Source organism: Micromonospora sp. CA-244673 (assembly GCF_050948395.1).
Lineage (GTDB): Bacteria > Actinomycetota > Actinomycetes > Mycobacteriales > Micromonosporaceae > Micromonospora.
Map to the genome: position 1 here is coordinate 2,405,134 of NZ_CP192019.1, position 19,587 is coordinate 2,424,720.

The 19,587-nt window shown below is 74.9% G+C and carries 16 protein-coding genes, 1 pseudogene and 1 riboswitch; of the genes and pseudogenes, 15 read left to right on the top strand and 2 right to left on the bottom strand.

From position 1 onward, the window contains the following. The first annotated feature begins 82 nt into the window (after positions 1–82). From metK to ACQP12_RS11320, 8 genes are all read left to right on the top strand, one after another. Positions 83–1,288 (top strand): methionine adenosyltransferase, encoded by a 1,206-nt coding sequence (metK, locus tag ACQP12_RS11285; RefSeq protein ID WP_387115459.1) that lies wholly within the window; start codon positions 83–85, stop codon positions 1,286–1,288. A gap of 59 nt (positions 1,289–1,347) precedes the next feature. Next, a complete protein-coding gene (locus ACQP12_RS11290; protein ID WP_433287257.1) occupies positions 1,348–3,486 on the top strand; it encodes a primosomal protein N' in 2,139 nt (712 codons plus the stop codon). A gap of 226 nt (positions 3,487–3,712) precedes the next feature. After that, positions 3,713–4,696 (top strand): AAA family ATPase, encoded by a 984-nt coding sequence (locus ACQP12_RS11295; RefSeq protein WP_433287259.1) that lies wholly within the window; start codon positions 3,713–3,715, stop codon positions 4,694–4,696. Between the two features lie 115 nt (positions 4,697–4,811). Beyond that, entirely contained in the window at positions 4,812–6,113 is a 1,302-nt protein-coding gene (locus tag ACQP12_RS11300) for a cytochrome P450 (RefSeq protein ID WP_433289220.1), read from the top strand. 42 nt (positions 6,114–6,155) lie between these two features. After that, on the top strand, positions 6,156–6,716 hold the full coding sequence (gene def, locus ACQP12_RS11305; RefSeq protein WP_433287261.1) for a peptide deformylase: 561 nt from the start codon (positions 6,156–6,158) through the stop codon (positions 6,714–6,716). Between the two features lie 5 nt (positions 6,717–6,721). Beyond that, positions 6,722–7,648 carry a methionyl-tRNA formyltransferase gene (gene fmt / locus ACQP12_RS11310; RefSeq protein WP_433289222.1) on the top strand — a complete coding sequence of 309 codons (927 nt, stop codon included), beginning with the start codon at positions 6,722–6,724 and terminating at the stop codon, positions 7,646–7,648. Beyond that, positions 7,645–9,249, top strand: a complete 1,605-nt coding sequence (locus ACQP12_RS11315) for an RsmB/NOP family class I SAM-dependent RNA methyltransferase (RefSeq protein WP_433287263.1) — start codon at positions 7,645–7,647, stop codon at positions 9,247–9,249. The genes fmt and ACQP12_RS11315 overlap by 4 nt, the downstream gene beginning before the upstream one ends. A 211-nt stretch (positions 9,250–9,460) precedes the next feature. After that, complete coding sequence (locus ACQP12_RS11320; protein ID WP_433287265.1) at positions 9,461–11,200, top strand: M28 family peptidase; 1,740 nt, start codon at positions 9,461–9,463, stop codon at positions 11,198–11,200. A 43-nt stretch (positions 11,201–11,243) separates the two neighbouring features. Here the strand turns inward: ACQP12_RS11320 and ACQP12_RS11325 are convergent, their stop codons facing one another. Beyond that, the gene (locus ACQP12_RS11325) at positions 11,244–12,134 is read right to left on the bottom strand and encodes a septum formation family protein (protein ID WP_357945978.1); all 891 of its coding nucleotides are present in this window, start codon (positions 12,132–12,134) and stop codon (positions 11,244–11,246) included. Positions 12,135–12,221: 87 nt separating this feature from the next. Beyond that, on the bottom strand, positions 12,222–13,109 hold the full coding sequence (locus tag ACQP12_RS11330; protein ID WP_357945975.1) for a septum formation family protein: 888 nt from the start codon (positions 13,107–13,109) through the stop codon (positions 12,222–12,224). 259 nt (positions 13,110–13,368) lie between these two features. Here ACQP12_RS11330 and rpe point away from each other — a divergent pair, with 259 nt between their 5' ends. From rpe to ribH, 7 genes and pseudogenes are all read left to right on the top strand, one after another. After that, a complete protein-coding gene (rpe, locus tag ACQP12_RS11335; protein WP_433287268.1) occupies positions 13,369–14,049 on the top strand; it encodes a ribulose-phosphate 3-epimerase in 681 nt (226 codons plus the stop codon). Between the two features lies 1 nt (position 14,050). After that, the gene (locus tag ACQP12_RS11340; RefSeq protein WP_091263806.1) at positions 14,051–15,007 is read left to right on the top strand and encodes a GGDEF domain-containing response regulator; all 957 of its coding nucleotides are present in this window, start codon (positions 14,051–14,053) and stop codon (positions 15,005–15,007) included. An 81-nt stretch (positions 15,008–15,088) separates the two neighbouring features. Beyond that, positions 15,089–15,261, top strand: a riboswitch (FMN riboswitch). Between the two features lie 171 nt (positions 15,262–15,432). Beyond that, complete coding sequence (ribD, locus tag ACQP12_RS11345) at positions 15,433–16,494, top strand: bifunctional diaminohydroxyphosphoribosylaminopyrimidine deaminase/5-amino-6-(5-phosphoribosylamino)uracil reductase RibD (RefSeq protein WP_433287270.1); 1,062 nt, start codon at positions 15,433–15,435, stop codon at positions 16,492–16,494. Between the two features lies 1 nt (position 16,495). Beyond that, positions 16,496–17,117 (top strand): annotated as a pseudogene (locus ACQP12_RS11350) (riboflavin synthase); the annotation flags it as partial. Next, complete coding sequence (gene pnuC / locus ACQP12_RS11355; protein WP_433289224.1) at positions 17,104–17,802, top strand: nicotinamide riboside transporter PnuC; 699 nt, start codon at positions 17,104–17,106, stop codon at positions 17,800–17,802. The pseudogene ACQP12_RS11350 and the gene pnuC, both read left to right, overlap by 14 nt. After that, on the top strand, positions 17,799–19,067 hold the full coding sequence (locus tag ACQP12_RS11360; RefSeq protein WP_433289226.1) for a bifunctional 3,4-dihydroxy-2-butanone-4-phosphate synthase/GTP cyclohydrolase II: 1,269 nt from the start codon (positions 17,799–17,801) through the stop codon (positions 19,065–19,067). Before pnuC ends, ACQP12_RS11360 begins: the two co-directional genes overlap by 4 nt. A 2-nt stretch (positions 19,068–19,069) precedes the next feature. Further along, positions 19,070–19,567, top strand: coding sequence for a 6,7-dimethyl-8-ribityllumazine synthase (ribH, locus tag ACQP12_RS11365; protein ID WP_433287272.1), 498 nt, complete (start codon positions 19,070–19,072; stop codon positions 19,565–19,567). Positions 19,568–19,587 lie beyond the last annotated feature (20 nt).

Genomic DNA, 19,587 nt, shown 5'->3' on the forward strand with positions numbered 1-19,587 from the left:
GGTTGGTCACTCTCCGGTTCCCCGGGTCACCCTGGGAGCACGGTGACTAAACTGCCGCCGAGCGACCTTTAAAAGTCTTCACATGCTTAGGAGTGCCGTGACACGTCTCTTCACGTCCGAATCGGTCACGGAAGGCCACCCGGACAAGATCGCCGACCAGATCAGTGACGGCATTCTCGACGCACTGCTCGCCCAGGACCCCCACAGCCGCGTGGCGGTCGAAACCCTGATCACCACCGGCCAGGTGCACGTCGCCGGCGAGGTGACCACGAAGGCGTACGCCGACATCCCGACCATCGTGCGGGACACCATCCTGTCGATCGGCTACGACTCGTCGAAGAAGGGCTTCGACGGCGCCTCCTGCGGCGTGAGCGTCTCCATCGGCGCCCAGTCGCCGGACATCGCGCAGGGCGTCGACAACGCGTTCGAGCTGCGTACCGGCTCGTCGGAGAGCGCGCTGGACGCGCAGGGCGCCGGCGACCAGGGCATGATGTTCGGCTTCGCCTGCTCCGAGACCCCCGAGCTGATGCCGCTGCCGATCGCGCTCGCCCACCGGCTGGCCCGCCGGCTCGCCCAGGTACGCAAGGACGGCACGATCCCCTACCTGCGGCCCGACGGCAAGACCCAGGTGACCATCGAGTACGACGGGCTGCGCCCCGTCCGGCTCAACACCGTCGTGGTCTCCAGCCAGCACGCGGCCGACATCTCGCTCGAATCGCTGCTCACGCCGGACGTCCGCGACCACGTCATCACCCCGGAGCTGGAGGGCCTCGGCCTGGACACCGAGGGCTACCGGCTGCTGGTCAACCCGACCGGGCGCTTCGAGATCGGCGGCCCGATGGGCGACGCCGGCCTCACCGGCCGGAAGATCATCGTCGACACCTACGGCGGCTACGCCCGGCACGGTGGCGGCGCGTTCTCCGGCAAGGACCCGTCCAAGGTGGACCGCTCCGCCGCGTACGCGATGCGCTGGGTCGCCAAGAACGTGGTCGCCGCCGGCCTGGCCGAGCGCTGCGAGGCGCAGGTCGCGTACGCCATCGGCAAGGCCCACCCGGTGAGCCTCTTCATCGAGACCTTCGGCACCGAGACCGTGCCGGTCGCCTCGATCGAGAAGGCCGTCGCCGAGGTCTTCGACCTTCGCCCGGCCGCGATCATCCGGGACCTCAACCTGCTCCGCCCGATCTACCAGCAGACCGCCGCCTACGGCCACTTCGGCCGCGAGCTGCCGGACCTCACCTGGGAGAGCACCGACCGGGCCGCCGACCTCAAGTCGGCCGCGGGAGCCTGACCGGCACCAGGCGAGGCGACCGGCGACCCGCCGAGGGGTCGCCGGTCGCTCGCGTCTGCGTGGACGTGCCCCTGCCGCACCTCGACCGCCCCTTCGACTACCTGGTTCCCGACACCCTGGACGCCGACGCCCGGCCCGGGGTGCGGGTGAAGGTCCGCTTCGCCGGCCAGCTCGTCGACGGCTGGCTGCTGGAGCGGGTCGCGGAGTCCGCGCACCCGAAGCTGGCGTACCTGGAGAAGGTCGTCTCCCCGGTGCCGGTGCTGGCGCCGGAGGTGGCCGCGCTGGCCCGCGCGGTCGCCGACCGCTACGCCGGCAGCCTCGCCGACGTGCTCCGGCTCGCCGTCCCGCCCCGGCACGCCCGGGTCGAGAAGGACGTCACGGCGACCGACACGGCCGCCGCCGACGCCCCGCCGGCCGCCGTCGACCCGGGCCCCGGCCCCGGCCCCGATGCCGCCACCGCGGCGACCGCGCCCGCGGACGCCGGCCCGGACGCCGCCACCGCGGCGACCGCGCCCGCAGACGCCGGCCCCGATGCCGCCACCCCGGCGACCGCGCCCCCGGACGCCGGGCCCGATGCCGCCACCCCGGCGACCGCGCCCGCAGACGCCGGCCCGGACGCCGCCGGTCCGGATGCCGCCGGGCCGGTCGACCCGCGCGGCTGGCGGGACTACCCGGCCGGGCCGGCCCTCCTGCGCGCCCTCACCGCCGGCCGGGCGCCCCGGGCCGTCTGGTCCGCGCTGCCCGGCGAGGACTGGGCCGACCGGTACGCCGACGCCGTGGCGGCCACCGTGGCCGGCGGCCGGGGCGCCGTGGTCGTGGTGGCCGACGCCCGGGACCTGGACCGCCTGGACGCCGCTCTGACCGCCGTCCTCGGGCCAGGCCGGCACGCCTGCCTCTCCGCGGCGGCCGGGCCGGCCCGCCGCTACCGGGCCTTCCTCGCCGTCCGCCGCGGCGACGTGCCCGTGGTGATCGGCACCCGGGCCGCGATGTTCGCCCCGGTCGAGCGGCTCGGCCTGGTCGCCGTGTGGGACGACGGGGACGACCTGCACGCCGAGCCCCGGGCGCCCTACCCGCACGCCCGCGACGTGCTGCTCACCCGCGCCCAGCTCGGCGGGACCGCCGCCCTCGTCGGCGGCTACGCCCGGACCGCCGAGGCCCAGCTGCTGGTGGAGACCGGCTGGGCCCGCGAGGTGGTCGCCGACCGGGCGACGGTACGGGCCCGCATGCCGGCGATCGCGCCGACCGGGGACGACCCGCACCTGGCCCGGGACCCCGGTGCCGCGTCCGCCCGGCTGCCCAGCCTGGCCTGGACCACCGCCCGGGACGCGCTCCGCGCCGACCTGCCGGTGCTCGTGCAGGTGCCCCGCCGCGGGTACCTGCCCTCGGTGGCCTGCGCCGACTGCCGGGCCCCGGCCCGCTGCCCGCACTGCGCCGGCCCGCTGGGCCTGCCGTCGGCCGAGGGCGTGCCCGCCTGCCGCTGGTGCGGGCGGGTCGCCGCCGCGTACGCCTGCCCGGAGTGCGGCGGGCGGCGGCTGCGCGCGTCCGTCACCGGCGCCCGGCGGACCGCCGAGGAGCTGGGCCGCGCGTTTCCGGGGGTGCCGGTACGCACCTCGGGGCGGGAGGAGGTGCTCGCGACCGTGCCGGCCGGCGCGGGCCTGGTGATCGCCACCCCCGGGGCGGAACCGGTTGCCGAGGGCGGCTACGGGGCGGTGCTGCTGCTCGACTCGTGGGCCCTGCTCACCCGGGCCGACCTGCGAGCCGGGGAGGAGGCGCTGCGGCGCTGGCTGGCCGCCGCCGCGCTGGCCCGGCCCGGGCCGGCCGGCGGCCGGGTGGTGGTGGTCGCCGACGGGGCCCTCGCGCCGGTGCAGGCGCTGCTGCGCTGGGACTCCGCGTGGTTCGCCACCCGGGAGCTGGCCGAGCGCCGCGAGCTGGGCTTCCCGCCGGCGGTGCGGATGGCCAGCGTCACCGGCGTGGCCGACGCGGTGGCCGACCTGCTGGCCGGTACCCGGCTGCCGGACGGCGCCGAGGTGCTCGGCCCGGTGCCGGCCGACGAGGGGCGGGAGCGGATGCTGGTCCGGGTGCCCCGGGCCCGGGCCGCCGCCCTGGCCGGGGCGCTGCACGCGGCTGCCGGGCAGCGCAGCGCCCGCAAGGCGGCGGATCCGGTCCGGCTCCAGATCGACCCGCTCAGCCTGTTCTGAGCCCGCCCGCCGCCCGTGACGTGCCGCACGCGGGCCGTTGCGTACGGTCGTGAGCTGGGGTTTGCCACACACCGCGTCCGGCAAATGGGTGGAAGACGCGTGATAGCATCGCCCGTCATGCCCAGGCGCACGACGGCTCCCGGGCGCGGCGCGGCAAAGCGGGAGTGCGTCGAGCCGACGCGGATTCGATGATGTCAATCAGCCGGTGATCAGGGGTGGACCAGTCGTGACCGTTCGTCAGTCGATCGTCTTCAACGGTGACCTCGGCAGCGGCAAGAGCACCGTTTCCGTCGAGATCGCCAAGCGGCTGGGCCTGCGCCGGGTCAGCGTCGGCGACCTCTACCGCCAGATGGCCCAGGAGCGGCAGATGACCGCCCTGCAGCTCAACCTGCACGCCGAGCTGGACCAGGCCGTCGACGGCTACGTCGACCAGCTCCAGCGGGACATCGCCGCCTCGGGCGAGAGCCTGGTGATGGACTCCCGGCTGGCCTGGCACTTCTTCACCGACGCGCTCAAGGTGCACATGATCACCGAGCCGACCGAGGCGGCCCGCCGGGTGCTGGCCCGCCCGTCCGGCCCGGCGGAGAGCTACACCTCGATGGAGGAGGCGAAGGCCAAGCTCCGCGAGCGCAGCGAGAGCGAGCGCAGCCGGTTCATCGTGCGCTACGGCGTCGACAAGGCCCGCCTGCGCAACTACGACCTGGTCTGCGACACCACCCGGGCCAACCCGGAGCAGGTGATCCAGCACGTCGTCGACGTCTACGAGGGGCGGCTCGGCGCGGACGTGCTGCGCGACGGCCAGCCGCTGCTGCTGCTCGACCCGGCCCGGGTCTACCCGACCGAGGACATCGCCACCCTCCGTGGGCTGTGGGACTCGGAGTTCGTCGGCGAGGTGGCCGGGTCCGGCGACGAGGCCCTGGAGCCGCTGACCATCGGCTACACCGGCGAGTACTTCTTCGTGGTCGACGGCCACCGCCGGCTCAGCGCCGCCCTCCAGAGCGGCTTCCCGCTGGTCCCCGCCCGGCTGGTCGCCGAGGTCGACGAGCCGGTGGTCGGCGGGCTGAGCGCGGTCGACTTCTTCGCCGCCCAGGCCCGGCCCAGCCTGATCCACGACTGGGAGGCCGCGCACGGCCTCGCCCTGCCGCTGCCCGAGCACGCCCTGCTGGGCGGGGGCGCGGTGCTGGCCGGGGAGCCGGGCGCCGGCGCCTGACCGGGCTCACGGGCGCGGCGGCGGGATCGCCCGATCCGGCGGACCGGAGCATGATGAAGGTCTCCGATGGCTGGGGAGGCCGATCGTGGATCCTGCTGACGCCCTCGCGCTGCTCATGTCGCCCTCGGGACGGGTCGACCCGTACCCGACGTACGAACGGTTGCGCGCGCACGGCCCGGTGGTCCAGGCCGGCCCGGTCTTCTACGTGGTGACCGGCTACGCCGAGGCCGACGCGATCCTCCGCGACGCCCGGTTCGGGGTGATGGACGACGACCTGCGCGACCAGTTCCTGCCGGGCTGGCGGGAGAGTCCGGCGGTCCTGTCGATCTCCCGGTCGATGCTGCGCACCAACCCGCCGGACCACAGCCGGATGCGCCGCCTGGCGGCCGGCGCCTTCACCCCGCGCCGGATCGCCGCCATGCGGGACGTGGTCGAGGCGCAGGCCGACCGGCTGGTCGACGGGATGCTGGCCCGCGGCCGGGAGGGCGCGCCGGTCGACTTCATGGCCGAGTTCGCGTACCCGCTGCCGGTGGGGGTGATCTGCGCGCTGCTCGGCGTGCCGGCGGCCGACCGGCCGCTGTTCCGGCGCTGGGCCACCGACCTGACCGGGGTGCTGGAGCCGGAGATCACCCCCGAGGAGCTGGCCGTGGCCGACCGCGGCGCGGGTGAGTTGCGCGACTACTTCACCGAGCTGGTCGCGGCCCGCCGGCGCGCCCCGGCGGACGACCTGACCACCGCGCTCGTGCAGGCCCACGACGCCGACGGCCATAATTCGGCCTCCGCGCCGCGAGGCGGCGCTACGGACCGAATGAGGGCCGACGGCGATCGGCTCTCCGGCGACGAGCTGCTGGCCAACCTGATCGTGCTGCTGGTGGCCGGCTTCGAGACCACCACCAACCTGCTCGGCAACGGCCTCGTGGTGCTCCTCGACCACCCGCGCCACGCGGCGGCGCTGCGGGAGCATCCCGAGTTCGCGCCCGGCTACGTCGAGGAGCTGCTGCGCTACGACTCACCGGTGCAGCTCACCTCCCGGATGAGCACCGCACCGACCCGGCACGGCGGCGTGGACCTGCCGGCCGGGAGCTGGCTCATCGTGATGCTCGGCGCCGCGAACCGGGACCCGGGCCGCTACCCGGAGCCGGAGCGGTTCGACCCGTGGCGGCCGCAGGTGCACCCGCTCTCCTTCGGCGCCGGCCCGCACTACTGCCTCGGCGCGGGCCTGGCCCGGCTGGAGGCGCAGGTGGCGTTCCCGCTGCTGCTGCGCCGGCTGCCCGGCCTCGCCCTGGCCGGGCCGGGCGAGCGGCGGGTCCGGCTCACCCTGCGCGGATACGCGACGCTGCCGGTCACCGTGGGTGACGAGGCGTCGCCGGTCACCGATCGCGGTACGCCGGCCGGGGCGACCGGATCGACTCCGTAGACTGGTACGGCACCACCCGTCCCAGACAAGGAGCCACTCCGCGTGACCGTCCAGCCCATCCGTCTGTTCGGCGACCCGGTGCTGCGCACGCCGGCCGACCCGGTCGTCGACTTCGACGCCGAGCTGCGCAAGCTGATCGCCGACCTGACCGACACGATGCGCGAGCAGAGCGGCGCCGGCCTGGCCGCGCCGCAGCTCGGGGTGGGCCTGCGGGTGTTCACCTTCGACGTCGACGACGTCCTCGGGCACCTGGTCAACCCGGTGCTGGAGTTCCCCGACTCCGAGGAACAGGACGGCCCGGAGGGCTGCCTGTCCATCCCGGGGCTCTACTTCGACACGAAGCGACGGCAGAACGTCATCGCCAAGGGCTTCAACGGCTACGGGGACCCGCTGCAGATCGTCGGCACCGGCCTGATGGCCCGCTGCGTGCAGCACGAGACCGACCACCTCGACGGGGTGCTCTTCGTCGACCGGCTCGACCCGGCCGGCCGCAAGGAGGCCATGAAGGCGATCCGCCAGGCCGAGTGGTACGACGAGGGCGCCCCGCCGACCGTGAAGCTCAGCCCGCACGCCGCCGGCAACCCCTTCGGCCTGGGGCGGTGACCCGGATGCGCCTGGTCTTCGCCGGCACGCCGGCCGTCGCCGTCCCCGCGCTGGACGCGATCGCCGCCTCCGGTCACGACCTGCTCGCCGTGGTCACCCGCCCCGACGCGCCGGCCGGCCGGGGGAGGGGCCTGCACCGCTCCCCGGTCGGCGCCTGGGCCGACGCGCACGGCGTCGAGGTGCTCACCCCGGCGCGACCGCGCGAGCCCGAGTTCCTCGACCGGCTCCGCGAGCTGGCCCCGGACTGCGTGCCGGTGGTCGCCTACGGCGCGCTGGTGCCGCCGGCGGCGCTGGAGATCCCCCGGCTCGGCTGGATCAACCTGCACTTCTCGCTGCTGCCCGCCTGGCGCGGTGCGGCGCCCGTGCAGCACGCCGTGCTGCACGGCGACGAGCTGACCGGGGCCAGCGTCTTCCAGCTGGAGGAAGGGCTGGACACCGGCCCGGTCTACGGCACCGTCACCGACGAGGTGCGGCCCGCCGACACCTCCGGCGACCTGCTGGAGCGGCTCGCCCACTCCGGCGCCGGGCTGCTGGTCGCGGTGCTCGACGCGCTGGCGGCCGGCACCGCCCGGGCCGAGCCGCAGCCGGCCGACGGGGTCTCCCTCGCGCCGAAGCTGACCGTCGAGGACGCCCGGGTCCGCTGGGCCGACCCGGCCTTCGCGGTGGACCGCCGGATCCGCGCCTGCACCCCGGCCCCCGGCCCGTGGACCACCTTCCGGGGCGACCGGGTCAAGCTCGGCCCGGTCACCGCGGTGGCGGACGGCCCGGAGCTGAAGCCCGGCGAGCTGCTGGTCGAGAAGTCGCGGGTGCTGGCCGGCACCGGCACCGTCCCGGTGCGGCTCGGCGAGGTGCGCGCGGCCGGCAAGAAGGCCATGTCGGCCGGCGACTGGGCGCGCGGCGTCCGGGTCGCCGCCGGCGAGGTGCTCGCGTGACCGGGCCGGCCGAGCCCGGCCGGTTCTCCGACGGTCCGCGTGGCGGCCGCTCCGGCGACGCCGGGCGGTTCACCGGCGGCGAACGGTCCCGCGACCGCGGCGACCGCGGCGACCGCGGCGACCGCGGCGACCGCGGCGACCGCGGCGACCGCGGCGACCGCCCCGCGCGCCGGGGCGACGGGCCGCCGCGCGAGGGGCGTTTCGGCGCCGACCGGCGCGGCGGCGTCCGGCGTCCGGTCCGGCCGGCCGTCGACCTGCCCCGGCACGTCGCGTTCCAGGCGATCGCGGCGGTGCACCGGGACGACGCGTACGCGAACCTGGTGCTGCCGGCGATGCTCCGCGACGAGGGGCTGACCGGCCGGGACGCCGCCTTCGCCACCGAGCTGACCTACGGCACGCTCCGCCACACCGGCACCCTGGACGCGATCATCACCGACGCGGCCGGCCGGGACGTGCAGCGGATCGACCCGCCGGTGCGGGACGCGCTGCGGCTCGGGACCTACCAGTTGCTGCACACCCGGGTGCCGGCGCACGCGGCCGTGTCGTCCACCGTGGACCTGGTGCGGACCGTCGCGGCCGGGGCCACCGGCTTCGCCAACGCGGTGCTCCGCGAGGTGGCGAGCCGCGACGTCGACGGCTGGGTGGCGAAGCTCGCCCCGTCCGAGGAGACCGACCCGATCGGCCACCTCGCGCTGGCGTACAGCCATCCGCAGTGGATCGTCCGGGCCTTCGCCGAGGCGCTCGGCGGTGATCTGCGCGAGACCGCCCGCCTGCTCATCGAGGACAACGAGCGCCCGCCGGTGCACCTGTGCGCCAGGCCGGGGCTGGCCGACCCGGTGGCGCTGGCCGACGAGGTCGGCGGGGCGCCCGGCGCCTTCTCGCCGTACGCCGTCTACCTCGCCGGCGGTGCGCCGGGTGACCTGGCGGCGGTGAGCGAGGGGCGCGCGCACGTCCAGGACGAGGGTTCCCAGCTGGTGGCGAACGCCCTCGCGGTGGCGCCGCTGGACGGCCCGGACGGCCGCTGGCTCGACCTGTGCGCCGGCCCCGGCGGCAAGGCGGGCCTGCTCGGCGCCCTGGCCGCGGAGCGCGGCGCCCGGCTCACCGCGGTCGAGGTCGCCGAGCACCGGGCCCGGCTGGTCAGCCAGGCCACCCGGGGCCTGCCGGTCACCGTGGTGAACACCGACGGGCGCACGGTCGGGGCCGATCCGAAGCTGCCGGAGGGGCACTTCGACCGGGTGCTGGTGGACGCACCCTGCACCGGCCTCGGCTCGCTGCGCCGCCGGCCGGAGTCCCGCTGGCGCCGCCAGCCGTCGGACCTGCCGCCGCTGACCCGGTTGCAGCGGGAGCTGCTGACCGCCGCGCTGCGCGCGGCCCGGCCGGGCGGCCTGGTCGCGTACGTGACGTGCTCGCCGCACACCGTGGAGACGCACGTGTCGGTGACCGAGGCATCCCGCCGGTGCGGCTTCCCGGTCGACTTCGTCGACGCCCGCCCGCTGCTGCCGGCCGGCATGCCCGGGCTGGGGGACGGCCCCACGGTCCAGCTGTGGCCGCAGCGGCACGGCACGGACGCGATGTTCCTGGCGGTGCTGCGCAAGGGCTGAGCGCGGACCCGGCCCACGGGTCGAATGTCCACAGGTGAACGGAAAAGCGGGACCGGCGACGCCGGTCCCGCTTTGTGTCATGTGACAGTCCCGTTGACTCTTACATCGACACGTGTCACTGTCCGATCACCGGTCCGTGGGGCTCCCACCGGGGTCCACAGGCCGCGCCACCCCCGCCAGCACGTCCCGCCGACCCCCACGAGGAGTCTCCATGAGACGCAGAACGCCGACCGCGGGCCTCGCGCTCGCCCTCTTCGCCGCCGTGACGGCGACCCTGACCGCCACGGCCGCCTCCGCCGAGCCCGCGCCGGTGAGCGCCGCCCCCGCGCTCGCCGCCGCCGCGCCGGACATCTCGGTGACCAACGTCCAGGCCCACCTCACCCAGTTCAACTCCATCGCCACGAGCAACGGCGGCAACCGGCGGGCCGGCTCGGCCGGCCACACCGCCTCGGTCGCCTACGTGAAGGGCAAGCTCCAGGCCGCCGGCTACACCGTCTCCGAGCAGGTCTGCACGACCTGCACCTACCGGTCGAACAACCTGATCGCCGAGTGGCCGCAGGGCCCGGCCGACCAGGTGGTCATGTTCGGGGCGCACCTCGACAGCGTCTCCGCCGGCCCGGGCATCAACGACAACGGCTCCGGCTCGGCCACCCTGCTGGAGAACGCGCTGGTCCTGGCGAGCCAGAACCCGAGCATGACCAAGCGGGTGCGGTTCGCGTGGTGGACCGACGAGGAGCAGGGCCTCAACGGCTCGGAGTTCTACGTCAACTCGCTCAGCGCCACCCAGAAGGGCTACATCAAGGGCTACTACAACTTCGACATGGTCGGCTCGACCAACGGCGGCTACTTCATCAACCGGGTCACCTCCACCACGGCCGCGCCGCTGAAGGCCTACTGGGACTCGCTGAACCTCCAGCCGGAGGAGAACGTCGAGGGCCAGGGCCGCTCCGACGACTACCCCTTCCAGCAGGCCGGCATCCCGACCTCCGGTTACGCGGCCGGCGCCAGCGCCCGCAAGACCAGCGCCCAGGCCGCCAAGTGGGGCGGCACGGCCAACTCCGCGTACGACTCCTGCTACCACCGCTCCTGCGACACCACCGCCAACGTCAGCGCGACGGTGCTCAACCGCAGCGCCGACGGTGTGGCGTACGCGATCTGGCAGCTCGCGGTCGGCGGCGGCACCCCGACCAACGACTTCTCCGTCGCGGTGAGCCCCACCTCCGGCAGCGTCGCCCGGGGCGGCTCCACCACCGCGACCGTCAGCACCGCCACCACCAGCGGCAGCGCCCAGACGGTGAGCCTGTCGGCCACGGGCGCGCCGAGCGGGGTGACGGTGAGCTTCAGCCCGTCCTCGGTCACCTCGGGCGGCTCGGCCACCATGACCGTCAGCGCCTCAGCGACCGCCACCACCGGCACCTTCACCATCACGGTCACCGGCACCGGCTCGGTCACCCGCACCGCCGGCTACACCCTCACGGTGACCGGCACGGGCGGCTGCGCCGGCGGCCAGCTCATCGGCAACAGCAGCTTCGAGTCGGGCAGCACGCCGTGGACGGCCAGCTCGGGGGTCATCACGAACTCGTCGAGCCAGGCGGCCCGGACGGGCTCCTACAAGGCGTGGCTGGACGGCTACGGCAGCACCCACACGGACACGCTGTCGCAGTCGGTGACCATCCCGGCCGGGTGCGCCAGCTACACGCTGTCGTTCTGGCTGCACATCGACACCGCGGAGACCACCACGAGCACCGCGTACGACAAGCTGACCGTGCAGGTCGGCACGACCACGCTGGCGACGTACTCGAACCTGAACAAGGCGAGCGGCTACGCGCAGCGCAGCTTCAACCTGGCGGCGTACGCCGGGCAGACCGTCACGCTGAAGTGGACCGGGGTGGAGGACGCCTCGCTCCAGACCAGCTTCGTCATCGACGACGTGACGCTCCAGGTCGGCTGAGCGCACCGGGCGGGGTGGGCCGGAGAGCCCGCCCCGCTCCCGCTCAGGTGACCGGCAGCGCCTTGCTGCCGCCGCCCTTGAGCGAGCGGGTCAGCGTCCGGTCGGAGACCCAGAGGAAGCACTGCACGCCACGGTCGCCGTCCTGCCACTCCTCCTCGTAGGGGTGGTAGATGATCGTGCCGGCCCGGTAGACCAGGTCGCCGTTGTTCGGCACCTTGACGTACCGGGCGATCAGCGCGCGGCAGCCCTTGTGCGCCCGCAGCGTGGTCCGCTGGAACTCGGCGTAGCTGAGATCCGGGAACCGGTAGACCCCGACGAACTCGGCGTGGTGCTTGGCGGTGCAGGCGACCGGCCGCATCTCCTCCACGTCGTCCTTGCTGAGCTTCGGGTTGAAGCAGCCCAGCGCCAGCGGCGAGCCCGCCTTCAGGGCGTTGCGCAGGCTGCCGCGGCGCGCGACGACGCTGCCGTCGTCGAGGCTGGCCACCTCGGAGGCGTCGCAACGGAACCAGTGGGCCCCGCCGGTCCAGGCCGCGGCCGACGGGAAGACCACGGACAGCCGCAGCCGCCCCGAGCGCCACTCGGCGCCGACCGCCTTGTTGACCTGCTTCGCGCATTCGGCGTGCGCCGTCCGGGCGCCGGTCGACCCGGCCTTCGGGGGAGTGCCGCGCCCGGCGTCCGGGCCGGTCAGGGTGCCCACGTACAGCGTCTCGGCGCGGTGGGTGGCGGCGCAGTCGACCGGGTTCCAGCCGCTCAGGTAGCCGACGTCCTGGATCGTGGAGTGGCAGGCGCCGGCCTGGGGCACGAACGCCGCCGGGGCGCCGAAGGCGGGCCAGTCGTCGGCCAGGTCGCGGTCGACCCCGGCCGGCGCGCCGCAGCCGCCGAGCGCCAACACCGCCGTGACACCGGCGGCGACCGCCGCCCACCATCGCCGCATCCCGACCGACCTCCCCGTCGTCCGTGGTCGCCCGACCGGCGCGGAGCACCGGGTACGCCTCGGCGGTGCAGCATACGACACCGGGGCTCAGCTGACGGGTAGTCCCTCCGGGCCGGCCCCGCGCACCGACCGGGTCAGCTTCCGGTCGTCGCTCCACAGGAAACAGCGCACCCCCCGGTCGCCCTCCTCCCACTCCCGCTGCGACGGCGGGTAGAAGATCGAACCGGCCCGGTACGGCAGGTCGGCGTTGTTCGGCACCGCGGCGAAGGCGGCGATCAGCGCCATGCAGCGGCGGTGCACCTGCGGGGCGGCGCGGGTGAAGTCCGCCCAGCTCATGTCGCCTTCCTCGAAGACGCCGACGAACTCGGCGCGGTGCGGCTCGGTGCAGAGGACCGGGGCCATGTAGTTCAGGTTGTCGCCGATCAGCTTCGGGTCGAAACAGCGGTGCACCAGCGGGCTGTCGCCCACCATGGCGCCGCGCAGGCTGCCCACCCGGTTTATCGGCCGGGTGTTGTCGATGCTGTCGGTCTCCGCCAGGTCGCAGCGGAACCAGCGGGCCCCGCCCATCCAGGCGGTGACCGGGGGCAGCGCGATGCTCAGGGTGAGCCGGGCGGAGTGCCAGTCCCCGCCGATCACCTCCCGGGCCCGCTGGTCACACTCGGCGCGGGCGGTGCGCAGCCCGGGGGAGCCCGGCTCCGGCCGCGCGCCCTGCGCCGCCGGACCGGTGAAGGTGCCGACGTGCACCGTCTCGGCCAGGTGGCTGCCCGCACAGTCGACCGTCTCGTAGGTGGCGGCCTGCACCACGGCGGTGAGCCGGGACAGGCAGGCGTCGGTGGCGGGGACGAACAGGCGCGGCGCCGGCAGCGCGGCCCAGTCGTCGGTGAGGTCCCCGTCGGCCCGGTGCGGTGGGACACAGCCGGTCAGGGCCACCGTCGCCGTGCCGGCCAGCGCCAGCGCCAGGAGCCACCGTCGCATCGTCCGCCCTTCCCGGGAGATGACAGCCGGTCGCCGCGGCCCGTGCGGCGTGCCCCGCGACCGGGCGTGCAGCATACGTGACAGTCCCTGTAGGAGTTTCGCCCTGTTTCGATCGATCGGCCAGTCGCGGATGGCTTTTCGTGTCGACTTTCCGCACCGGACCGGCTGATTCTGCACCGCGGGTCACGTCCGGGTCACGGTGGGCTCCCGGCGGTGCCGCGCTGCGGACGCCGGGTGACCGCCTTCGTACACTGGCCCGGTGACCGTACCGCCGCTGATCGTCGCGCCCAGCATCCTGGCCGCCGACTTCGCCCGCCTCGCCGACGAGGTCCGCGCCATCGAGCATGCCGCCGACTGGTTGCACGTGGACGTCATGGACAACCACTTCGTGCCCAACCTGACCATCGGGCTGCCGGTGGTGCAGAGCCTGCGGGCGGCCACCCAGCTTCCCTTCGACGTGCACCTCATGATCGAGGATCCGCGCCGCTGGGCGCCCGGTTACGCCGACGCCGGGGCGTACAACGTGACGTTCCACGCCGAGGCGTGCGACGACCCGGTGGCGCTGGCCAAGGACCTGCGCTCGGCCGGTGCGAAGGCGGGGCTGGCGATCGACCGGGACACGCCGATCGAGCCGTACCTGGACCTGCTGCCCAGCTTCGACACGCTGCTGATCATGACGATCAAGGCCGGTTTCGGCGGCCAGCGGTTCATCCCCCAGCTGCTCGACAAGGTGCACGCCGCCCGGCGGCACGTCGCGAGCGGCCACCTGGAGCTCCGCATCGAGGTGGACGGCGGGATCGCCGCGGACACCATCGAACAGGCCGCCGCGGCGGGCGCCGACGCCTTCGTCGCCGGCACCGCGGTCTACGGGGCCGACGACCCGGCCGAGGCGGTCCGCCGGCTGCGCGGCCTGGCGGAACGCGCGACGACCGGGGCCTGAGGTGGATCCCGCCGGCGACCGACCCGACGTGATCCTGGTCGTCGACGACGACGAGGACATCGCCCGCTTCGTCGAGTTCAACCTGCGGTTGCACGGCTTCGAGGTGCTGCACGCCGGCGACGGCCAGGAGGCCCTGGAGGTCATCGAGCGGCACCGGCCGGACCTGGCCGTGGTCGACCTCATGATGCCGCGGATCGACGGGCTGGAGCTGACCCGCCGGCTGCGCGCCGACCCGATGACCTCGGCCCTGCCGGTGATCATGCTGACCGCCAAGGGGATGACCTCCGACAAGGTCAACGGCCTCAGCGCGGGCGCGGACGACTACCTGGTCAAGCCCTTCGACACCGCCGAGCTGGTCGCGCGGGTGAGTTCCACGCTGCGCCGCAACAAGGAGTTCCGGGAGGTCTCCCCGCTGACCGGGCTGCCCGGCAACAGCCGGATCCGGCGGGAGATCAGCGACCGGGTCCGCAGCGGCGTCGACTACGCCGTCGGCTACATCGACATCGACCGCTTCAAGAGCGTCAACGACCGCTACGGCTTCGTCCGGGGCGACGAGTTCATCTCCGCGCTGGCCCGCAGCCTGCACCGGGCGGTGGTCTCGATCGGCTTGCCGCCGGCCTTCCTGGGCCACGTCGGCGGCGACGACTTCGTCATCGTGTGCACCCCGTCCCAGGTCCGGCCGCTGACCAGCCGGGCCGTGGTCGACTTCGAGAAGGCCGCCGACGCCCTGTACGACCCGACCGACCGGGAGCGCGGCTTCGTCGAGCTGAAGGACCGCCGGGGCAACATCCGCCGGGCCGCGCTGGTCACCCTCTCCATCGGCGTCTCCCTCTCCGACTCCGGCAAACGCTTCACCGACCCCCTGGAGGCGATCGCCGTGGCCTCCGAGATGAAGACGGTCGCCAAGAGCCAACCCGGGTCATACGTCGCGGTCGACCGCCGACGGGGCGTGACGTGACGATCCGGCCCGGGCTGTGAAGTAGCTCGCCTCTGTGGCGCGACCCGCCTCGGGACGTGTAAGACTTCCGGTGTACCCACCACGCGCTGGCGGGGCTCGGTGAAATTCCGAACCGGCGGTGATCCACGGTCCGACCGTGGTAAGCCCGCGACCCGGACGGCTTCGGCCGGACGGTGGACCTGGTGAGAATCCGGGGCCGACGGTTGGGGTGCGGCTCGTCCGCCCCCAGACAGTCCGGATGGGAGACAGCGCGCGGGACGGGGAGAGCCCTGCTGGGCGCTGAGCACCCTCAGCCGCCGCGTGGGCTTCCCCGGGGTCGGCTGTGCCGTCCCCGGCTCTCCGCCGCCGCGTGTCCGCGGCACCCGTGCCGCTCTGTTCCCTGACCCGCCCGCGCGCGACCGGCGAGCGAGAGGGCAGGGCTGGCGATGGCGAGCGTCTCCGAGGACGAGGCGATGCGTCGTGCGATCGCGCTGGCCGCCCGCGGCCTCGGCGCCACCAGCCCCAACCCCGTGGTCGGCTGCGTCCTGCTGGACGCCGACGGCGAGGTCGTCGGCGAGGGCTTCCACGCCTACGCGGGCGGTCCGCACGCCGAGATCGTCGCGCTGGCCCAGGCCGGCCGGCGCGCCCGCGGCGGCACCGCCGTGGTCACCCTGGAACCCTGCGACCACACCGGCCGCACCGGCCCGTGCAGCCACGCCCTCATCGCGGCCGGCGTCGCGCGCGTGGTGGTCGCCGTCCCGGACCCCAACCCGGTCGCCTCGGGCGGCGCGGCCACCCTGCGCGCCGCGGGCGTCCAGGTCGACCTGGGGGTACGCGGCGACGAGGCCGAGGCCGGCAACATCGCCTGGCTGACCTCGATGCGCCGGGGCTGGCCGTACCTCATCTGGAAGTACGCGGCCACCCTCGACGGGCGCTCCGCCGCGGCGGACGGCACCAGCATGTGGATCACCTCGGAGGCGGCCCGGATCGACGTGCACGCCCTGCGCGGCACCGTCGACGCGGTGATCGCCGGGGTGGGCACCGTGCTGGCCGACGACCCCCGGCTCACCGCCCGCAACCTGCGCGACGGCACCCTGGCCATCCGCCAGCCGCTGCGGGTGGTGGTGGACAGCTCGGGGCGTACCCCGACGCAGGCCCGGGTCCGCGACGGCGCCGCCCGGACCTGGGTGGCCACCGCCGCGGAGGTCGGTGCCGGCCCGGACGGCCGGGTCGACCTCGCGGCGCTGCTCGCGGAGCTGCACCACCGCGGCGTGCGGGCCGCGCTGCTGGAGGGCGGCCCCACCCTGGCCGGCGCGTTCCTCGCCGCCGGCCTGGTCGACAGGATCGTCGGGTACGTCGCGCCGAAGCTGCTCGGCGCCGGGCCGACCGCGCTGCTGGACGCCGGCGTGACCACCATCGCCGACGCCATCGACCTGGAGCTCACCGACGTTACGCAGGTCGGTCCCGACCTGCGGATCACCGCGCTGCCCCGGAAGAGGGAGGCCTGACATGTTCACCGGCATCGTCGAGGAACTGGGCGAGATCGTCCGGACCACCGACACCGGGGGTGACTCGGCGCTGGTCGCGGTCCGCGGCCCGCTGGTCACCTCGGACGCCCGGCACGGCGACTCCATCGCGGTCAACGGGGTCTGTCTCACCGTGGTCGACGTCGACGGCGGGATCTTCACCGCCGACGTGATGGGGGAGACGCTGCGCCGCACCGCGCTCGGGGCGCTGCGCCCCGGCGACCCGGTCAACCTGGAGCGGGCCGCCGCGCTGAACAGCCGCCTCGGCGGCCACCTGGTGCAGGGGCACGTCGACGGGGTCGGCGAGCTGCTGTCCCGGGAGCCGGCCGCGCAGTGGGAGACGGTGCGCTTCCGGCTGCCCGCCGGGCTGGCCCGCTACGTGGTGGAGAAGGGCTCGATCACCGTCGACGGCATCTCGCTGACCGTCGCGGCGGTCGGCGACGACTGGTTCTCGGTCGGGCTGATCCCGACCACCCTCAAGCTCACCACCCTCGGCGCCAAGGGTCCCGGCGACCCGGTCAACCTCGAGGTGGACGTGCTGGCCAAGTACGTCGAGCGGCTGCTCGGCGACCGCGCCGCCGGGGGTGCCCGGTGACGGGCCCGCTCGGCTGGCTGCTCGACGCCCAGGTGCACGTGGCCGGCTCGCCGGTGCTGGTCCGGGAGATCGTCGGCAACGTCTTCGGCCTCGCCTCCGCGCTGTTCGGGCTCCGCCGGGTGGTCTGGGCCTGGCCGGTCGGCATGATCGGCAACGCGCTGCTGTTCACCGTGTTCCTCGGCGGGGTGTTCGCCACCCCCCAGGCGCACGACCTCTACGGCCAGGCCGGCCGGCAGGTCTTCTTCTTCGCGGTCAGCGTCTACGGCTGGTGGCGCTGGTCGCGCAACCGCCGCTCGGACGGCGGGGAGCAGCCGGCGGTCGTCCCGCGCTGGGCGACCTGGCGGGAGCGGCTCGGCCTGCTCGCCGCCGCCGCGGTCGGGACCGCGGCCGCGTACCCGGTGCTCGCCGCGCTCGGCTCGTGGGGGCCGCTGCCGGACGCCTGGATCCTGGTCGGCAGCCTGCTCGCCACCTACGGCATGGCCCGCGGCTGGGTGGAGTTCTGGCTGATCTGGATCGCCGTCGACGCGGTCGGCGTGCCGCTGCTGCTCCAGGGCGGCTTCTACCCGTCGGCCGCCATGTACCTGGTCTACGGCGGGTTCTGCCTCGCCGGCCTGTACGCCTGGTGGCGCACCTCCCGGGCGACGCCGCCCGCCCGCACCCCGATCCCGCCGACGTACTCGGAGGCCGTGGCATGAGCAGCACCTTCGGCAGCATCGAGCAGGCGGTGGCGGACATCGCCGCCGGCCGGCCCGTCGTGGTGGTCGACGACGAGGACCGGGAGAACGAGGGCGACCTGATCTTCGCGGCCGAGCTGGCCACCCCGGAGCTGGTCGCGTTCATGGTCCGCTACACCTCCGGCTACATCTGCGTGCCGCTCACCGAGAGCGAGTGCGACCGGCTGGACCTGCCGCCCATGCACCACACCAACCAGGACCGGCGGGGCACCGCGTACACGGTGACCGTGGACGCGCGGGAGGGGATCAGCACCGGGATCTCGGCCGCCGACCGGTCGCACACCATCCGGCTGCTCGCCGCCGCGTCGACCGACCCGACCGACCTGGCCCGCCCCGGGCACGTGGTGCCGCTGCGCGCCCGCCAGGGCGGGGTGCTGCGCCGGCCCGGGCACACCGAGGCGGCCGTGGACCTGACCCGGCTGGCCGGGCTGCGCCCCGCCGGGGTGCTCTGCGAGCTGGTCAACGACGACGGCACCATGATGCGCCTGCCCGACCTGGAGAAGTTCTGTGCCGAGCACGGGCTGACCCTGGTCACCATCGCCGACCTGATCGCCTACCGGCGGCGCACCGAGAAGCAGGTCGAGCAGGTGGCCGAGGCGCGGATGCCCACGCCGTACGGGGTGTACCGGGCGCTCGGCTACCGCGCCGAGCACGACACCGCCGAGCACGTGGCGCTGGTCATGGGCGACCTGGGCGACGGGCGGGACGTGCTCGTGCGGGTGCACTCCGAGTGCCTCACCGGGGACGTCTTCGGGTCGCTGCGCTGCGACTGCGGGCCCCAGCTGCAGGCCGCGCTGGCCCGGGTGGCCCAGGAGGGGCGGGGCGTGGTGCTCTACGTGCGCGGGCACGAGGGGCGGGGCATCGGCCTGCTGCACAAGCTCCAGGCGTACCAGCTCCAGGACCAGGGCCGGGACACCGTGGACGCGAACCTCGACCTGGGGCTGCCGGCCGACGCCCGGGACTACGGGACGGGCGCGCAGATCCTCTACGACCTCGGCGTCCGCTCCATGCGGCTGCTGACCAACAACCCGGCCAAGCGCGCCGGCCTGGAGGGGTACGGCCTCACGGTGAGCGGCCGGGAGGGCCTGCCCGTGCGGTCCAACCCGGAGAACCTGCGTTACCTGCGGACCAAGCGGGACCGGATGGGCCACCTCCTGGAGGGGCTGGACGAGGTGACCGAGGCGCCGATGGGCCGCCCGGTCGCCGGCGACGAGATCGGAGCGTAGACATGGCGGGTTTCGGCGAACCGGGCGTGACCGCGGTGGACGCCGGCGGGCTGACCGTCGGCATCGTGGCCGCGCGCTGGCACGGCGACCTCACCGACCACATGGTCGACCGGGCGGTGGCCGCCGCCGAGGCGTGCGGCGCGCGGTCCGTGGTGGCCCGGGTGGCCGGCTCGGTCGAGCTGCCCGTGGTGGCCCAGGCGATGGCCCGCCGGTACGACGTGGTGGTCGCCCTCGGCGTGGTGGTGCGGGGCTCCACCGCGCACTTCGACTACGTCTGCCAGTCGGTCACCGAGGGGCTGACCCGGGTGGCGCTGGACGAGGGGAAGCCGGTGGCCCACGGGGTGCTCACCGTGGACACCGTCGAGCAGGCCCGGGACCGGGCCGGGCTGCCCGGCTCGGCGGAGGACAAGGGCTGGGCCGCCACCGTGGCGGCGCTGGACGCCGCGCTGGCCATCCGCGGCCTGGACGCCGCGAGCGGCCACCGGGTCGGCTTCGCCTGACCCGGCCGGCACCCGTGCGG

Bases quoted from the DNA above. Each gene is read 5' to 3' on its own strand.
- metK (WP_387115459.1), top strand. From the start codon at position 83: ATGCTTAGGAGTGCCGTGACACGTCTCTTCACGTCCGAATCGGTCACG.
- ACQP12_RS11300 (WP_433289220.1), top strand. From the start codon at position 4,812: ATGTCGCCCTCGGGACGGGTCGACCCGTACCCGACGTACGAACGGTTG.
- fmt (WP_433289222.1), top strand. From the start codon at position 6,722: ATGCGCCTGGTCTTCGCCGGCACGCCGGCCGTCGCCGTCCCCGCGCTG.
- ACQP12_RS11320 (WP_433287265.1), top strand. From the start codon at position 9,461: ATGAGACGCAGAACGCCGACCGCGGGCCTCGCGCTCGCCCTCTTCGCC.
- ACQP12_RS11325 (WP_357945978.1), bottom strand. From the start codon at position 12,134: ATGCGGCGATGGTGGGCGGCGGTCGCCGCCGGTGTCACGGCGGTGTTG.
- ACQP12_RS11330 (WP_357945975.1), bottom strand. From the start codon at position 13,109: ATGCGACGGTGGCTCCTGGCGCTGGCGCTGGCCGGCACGGCGACGGTG.
- ribD (WP_433287270.1), top strand. From the start codon at position 15,433: ATGGCGAGCGTCTCCGAGGACGAGGCGATGCGTCGTGCGATCGCGCTG.
- ACQP12_RS11360 (WP_433289226.1), top strand. From the start codon at position 17,799: ATGAGCAGCACCTTCGGCAGCATCGAGCAGGCGGTGGCGGACATCGCC.
- ribH (WP_433287272.1), top strand. From the start codon at position 19,070: ATGGCGGGTTTCGGCGAACCGGGCGTGACCGCGGTGGACGCCGGCGGG.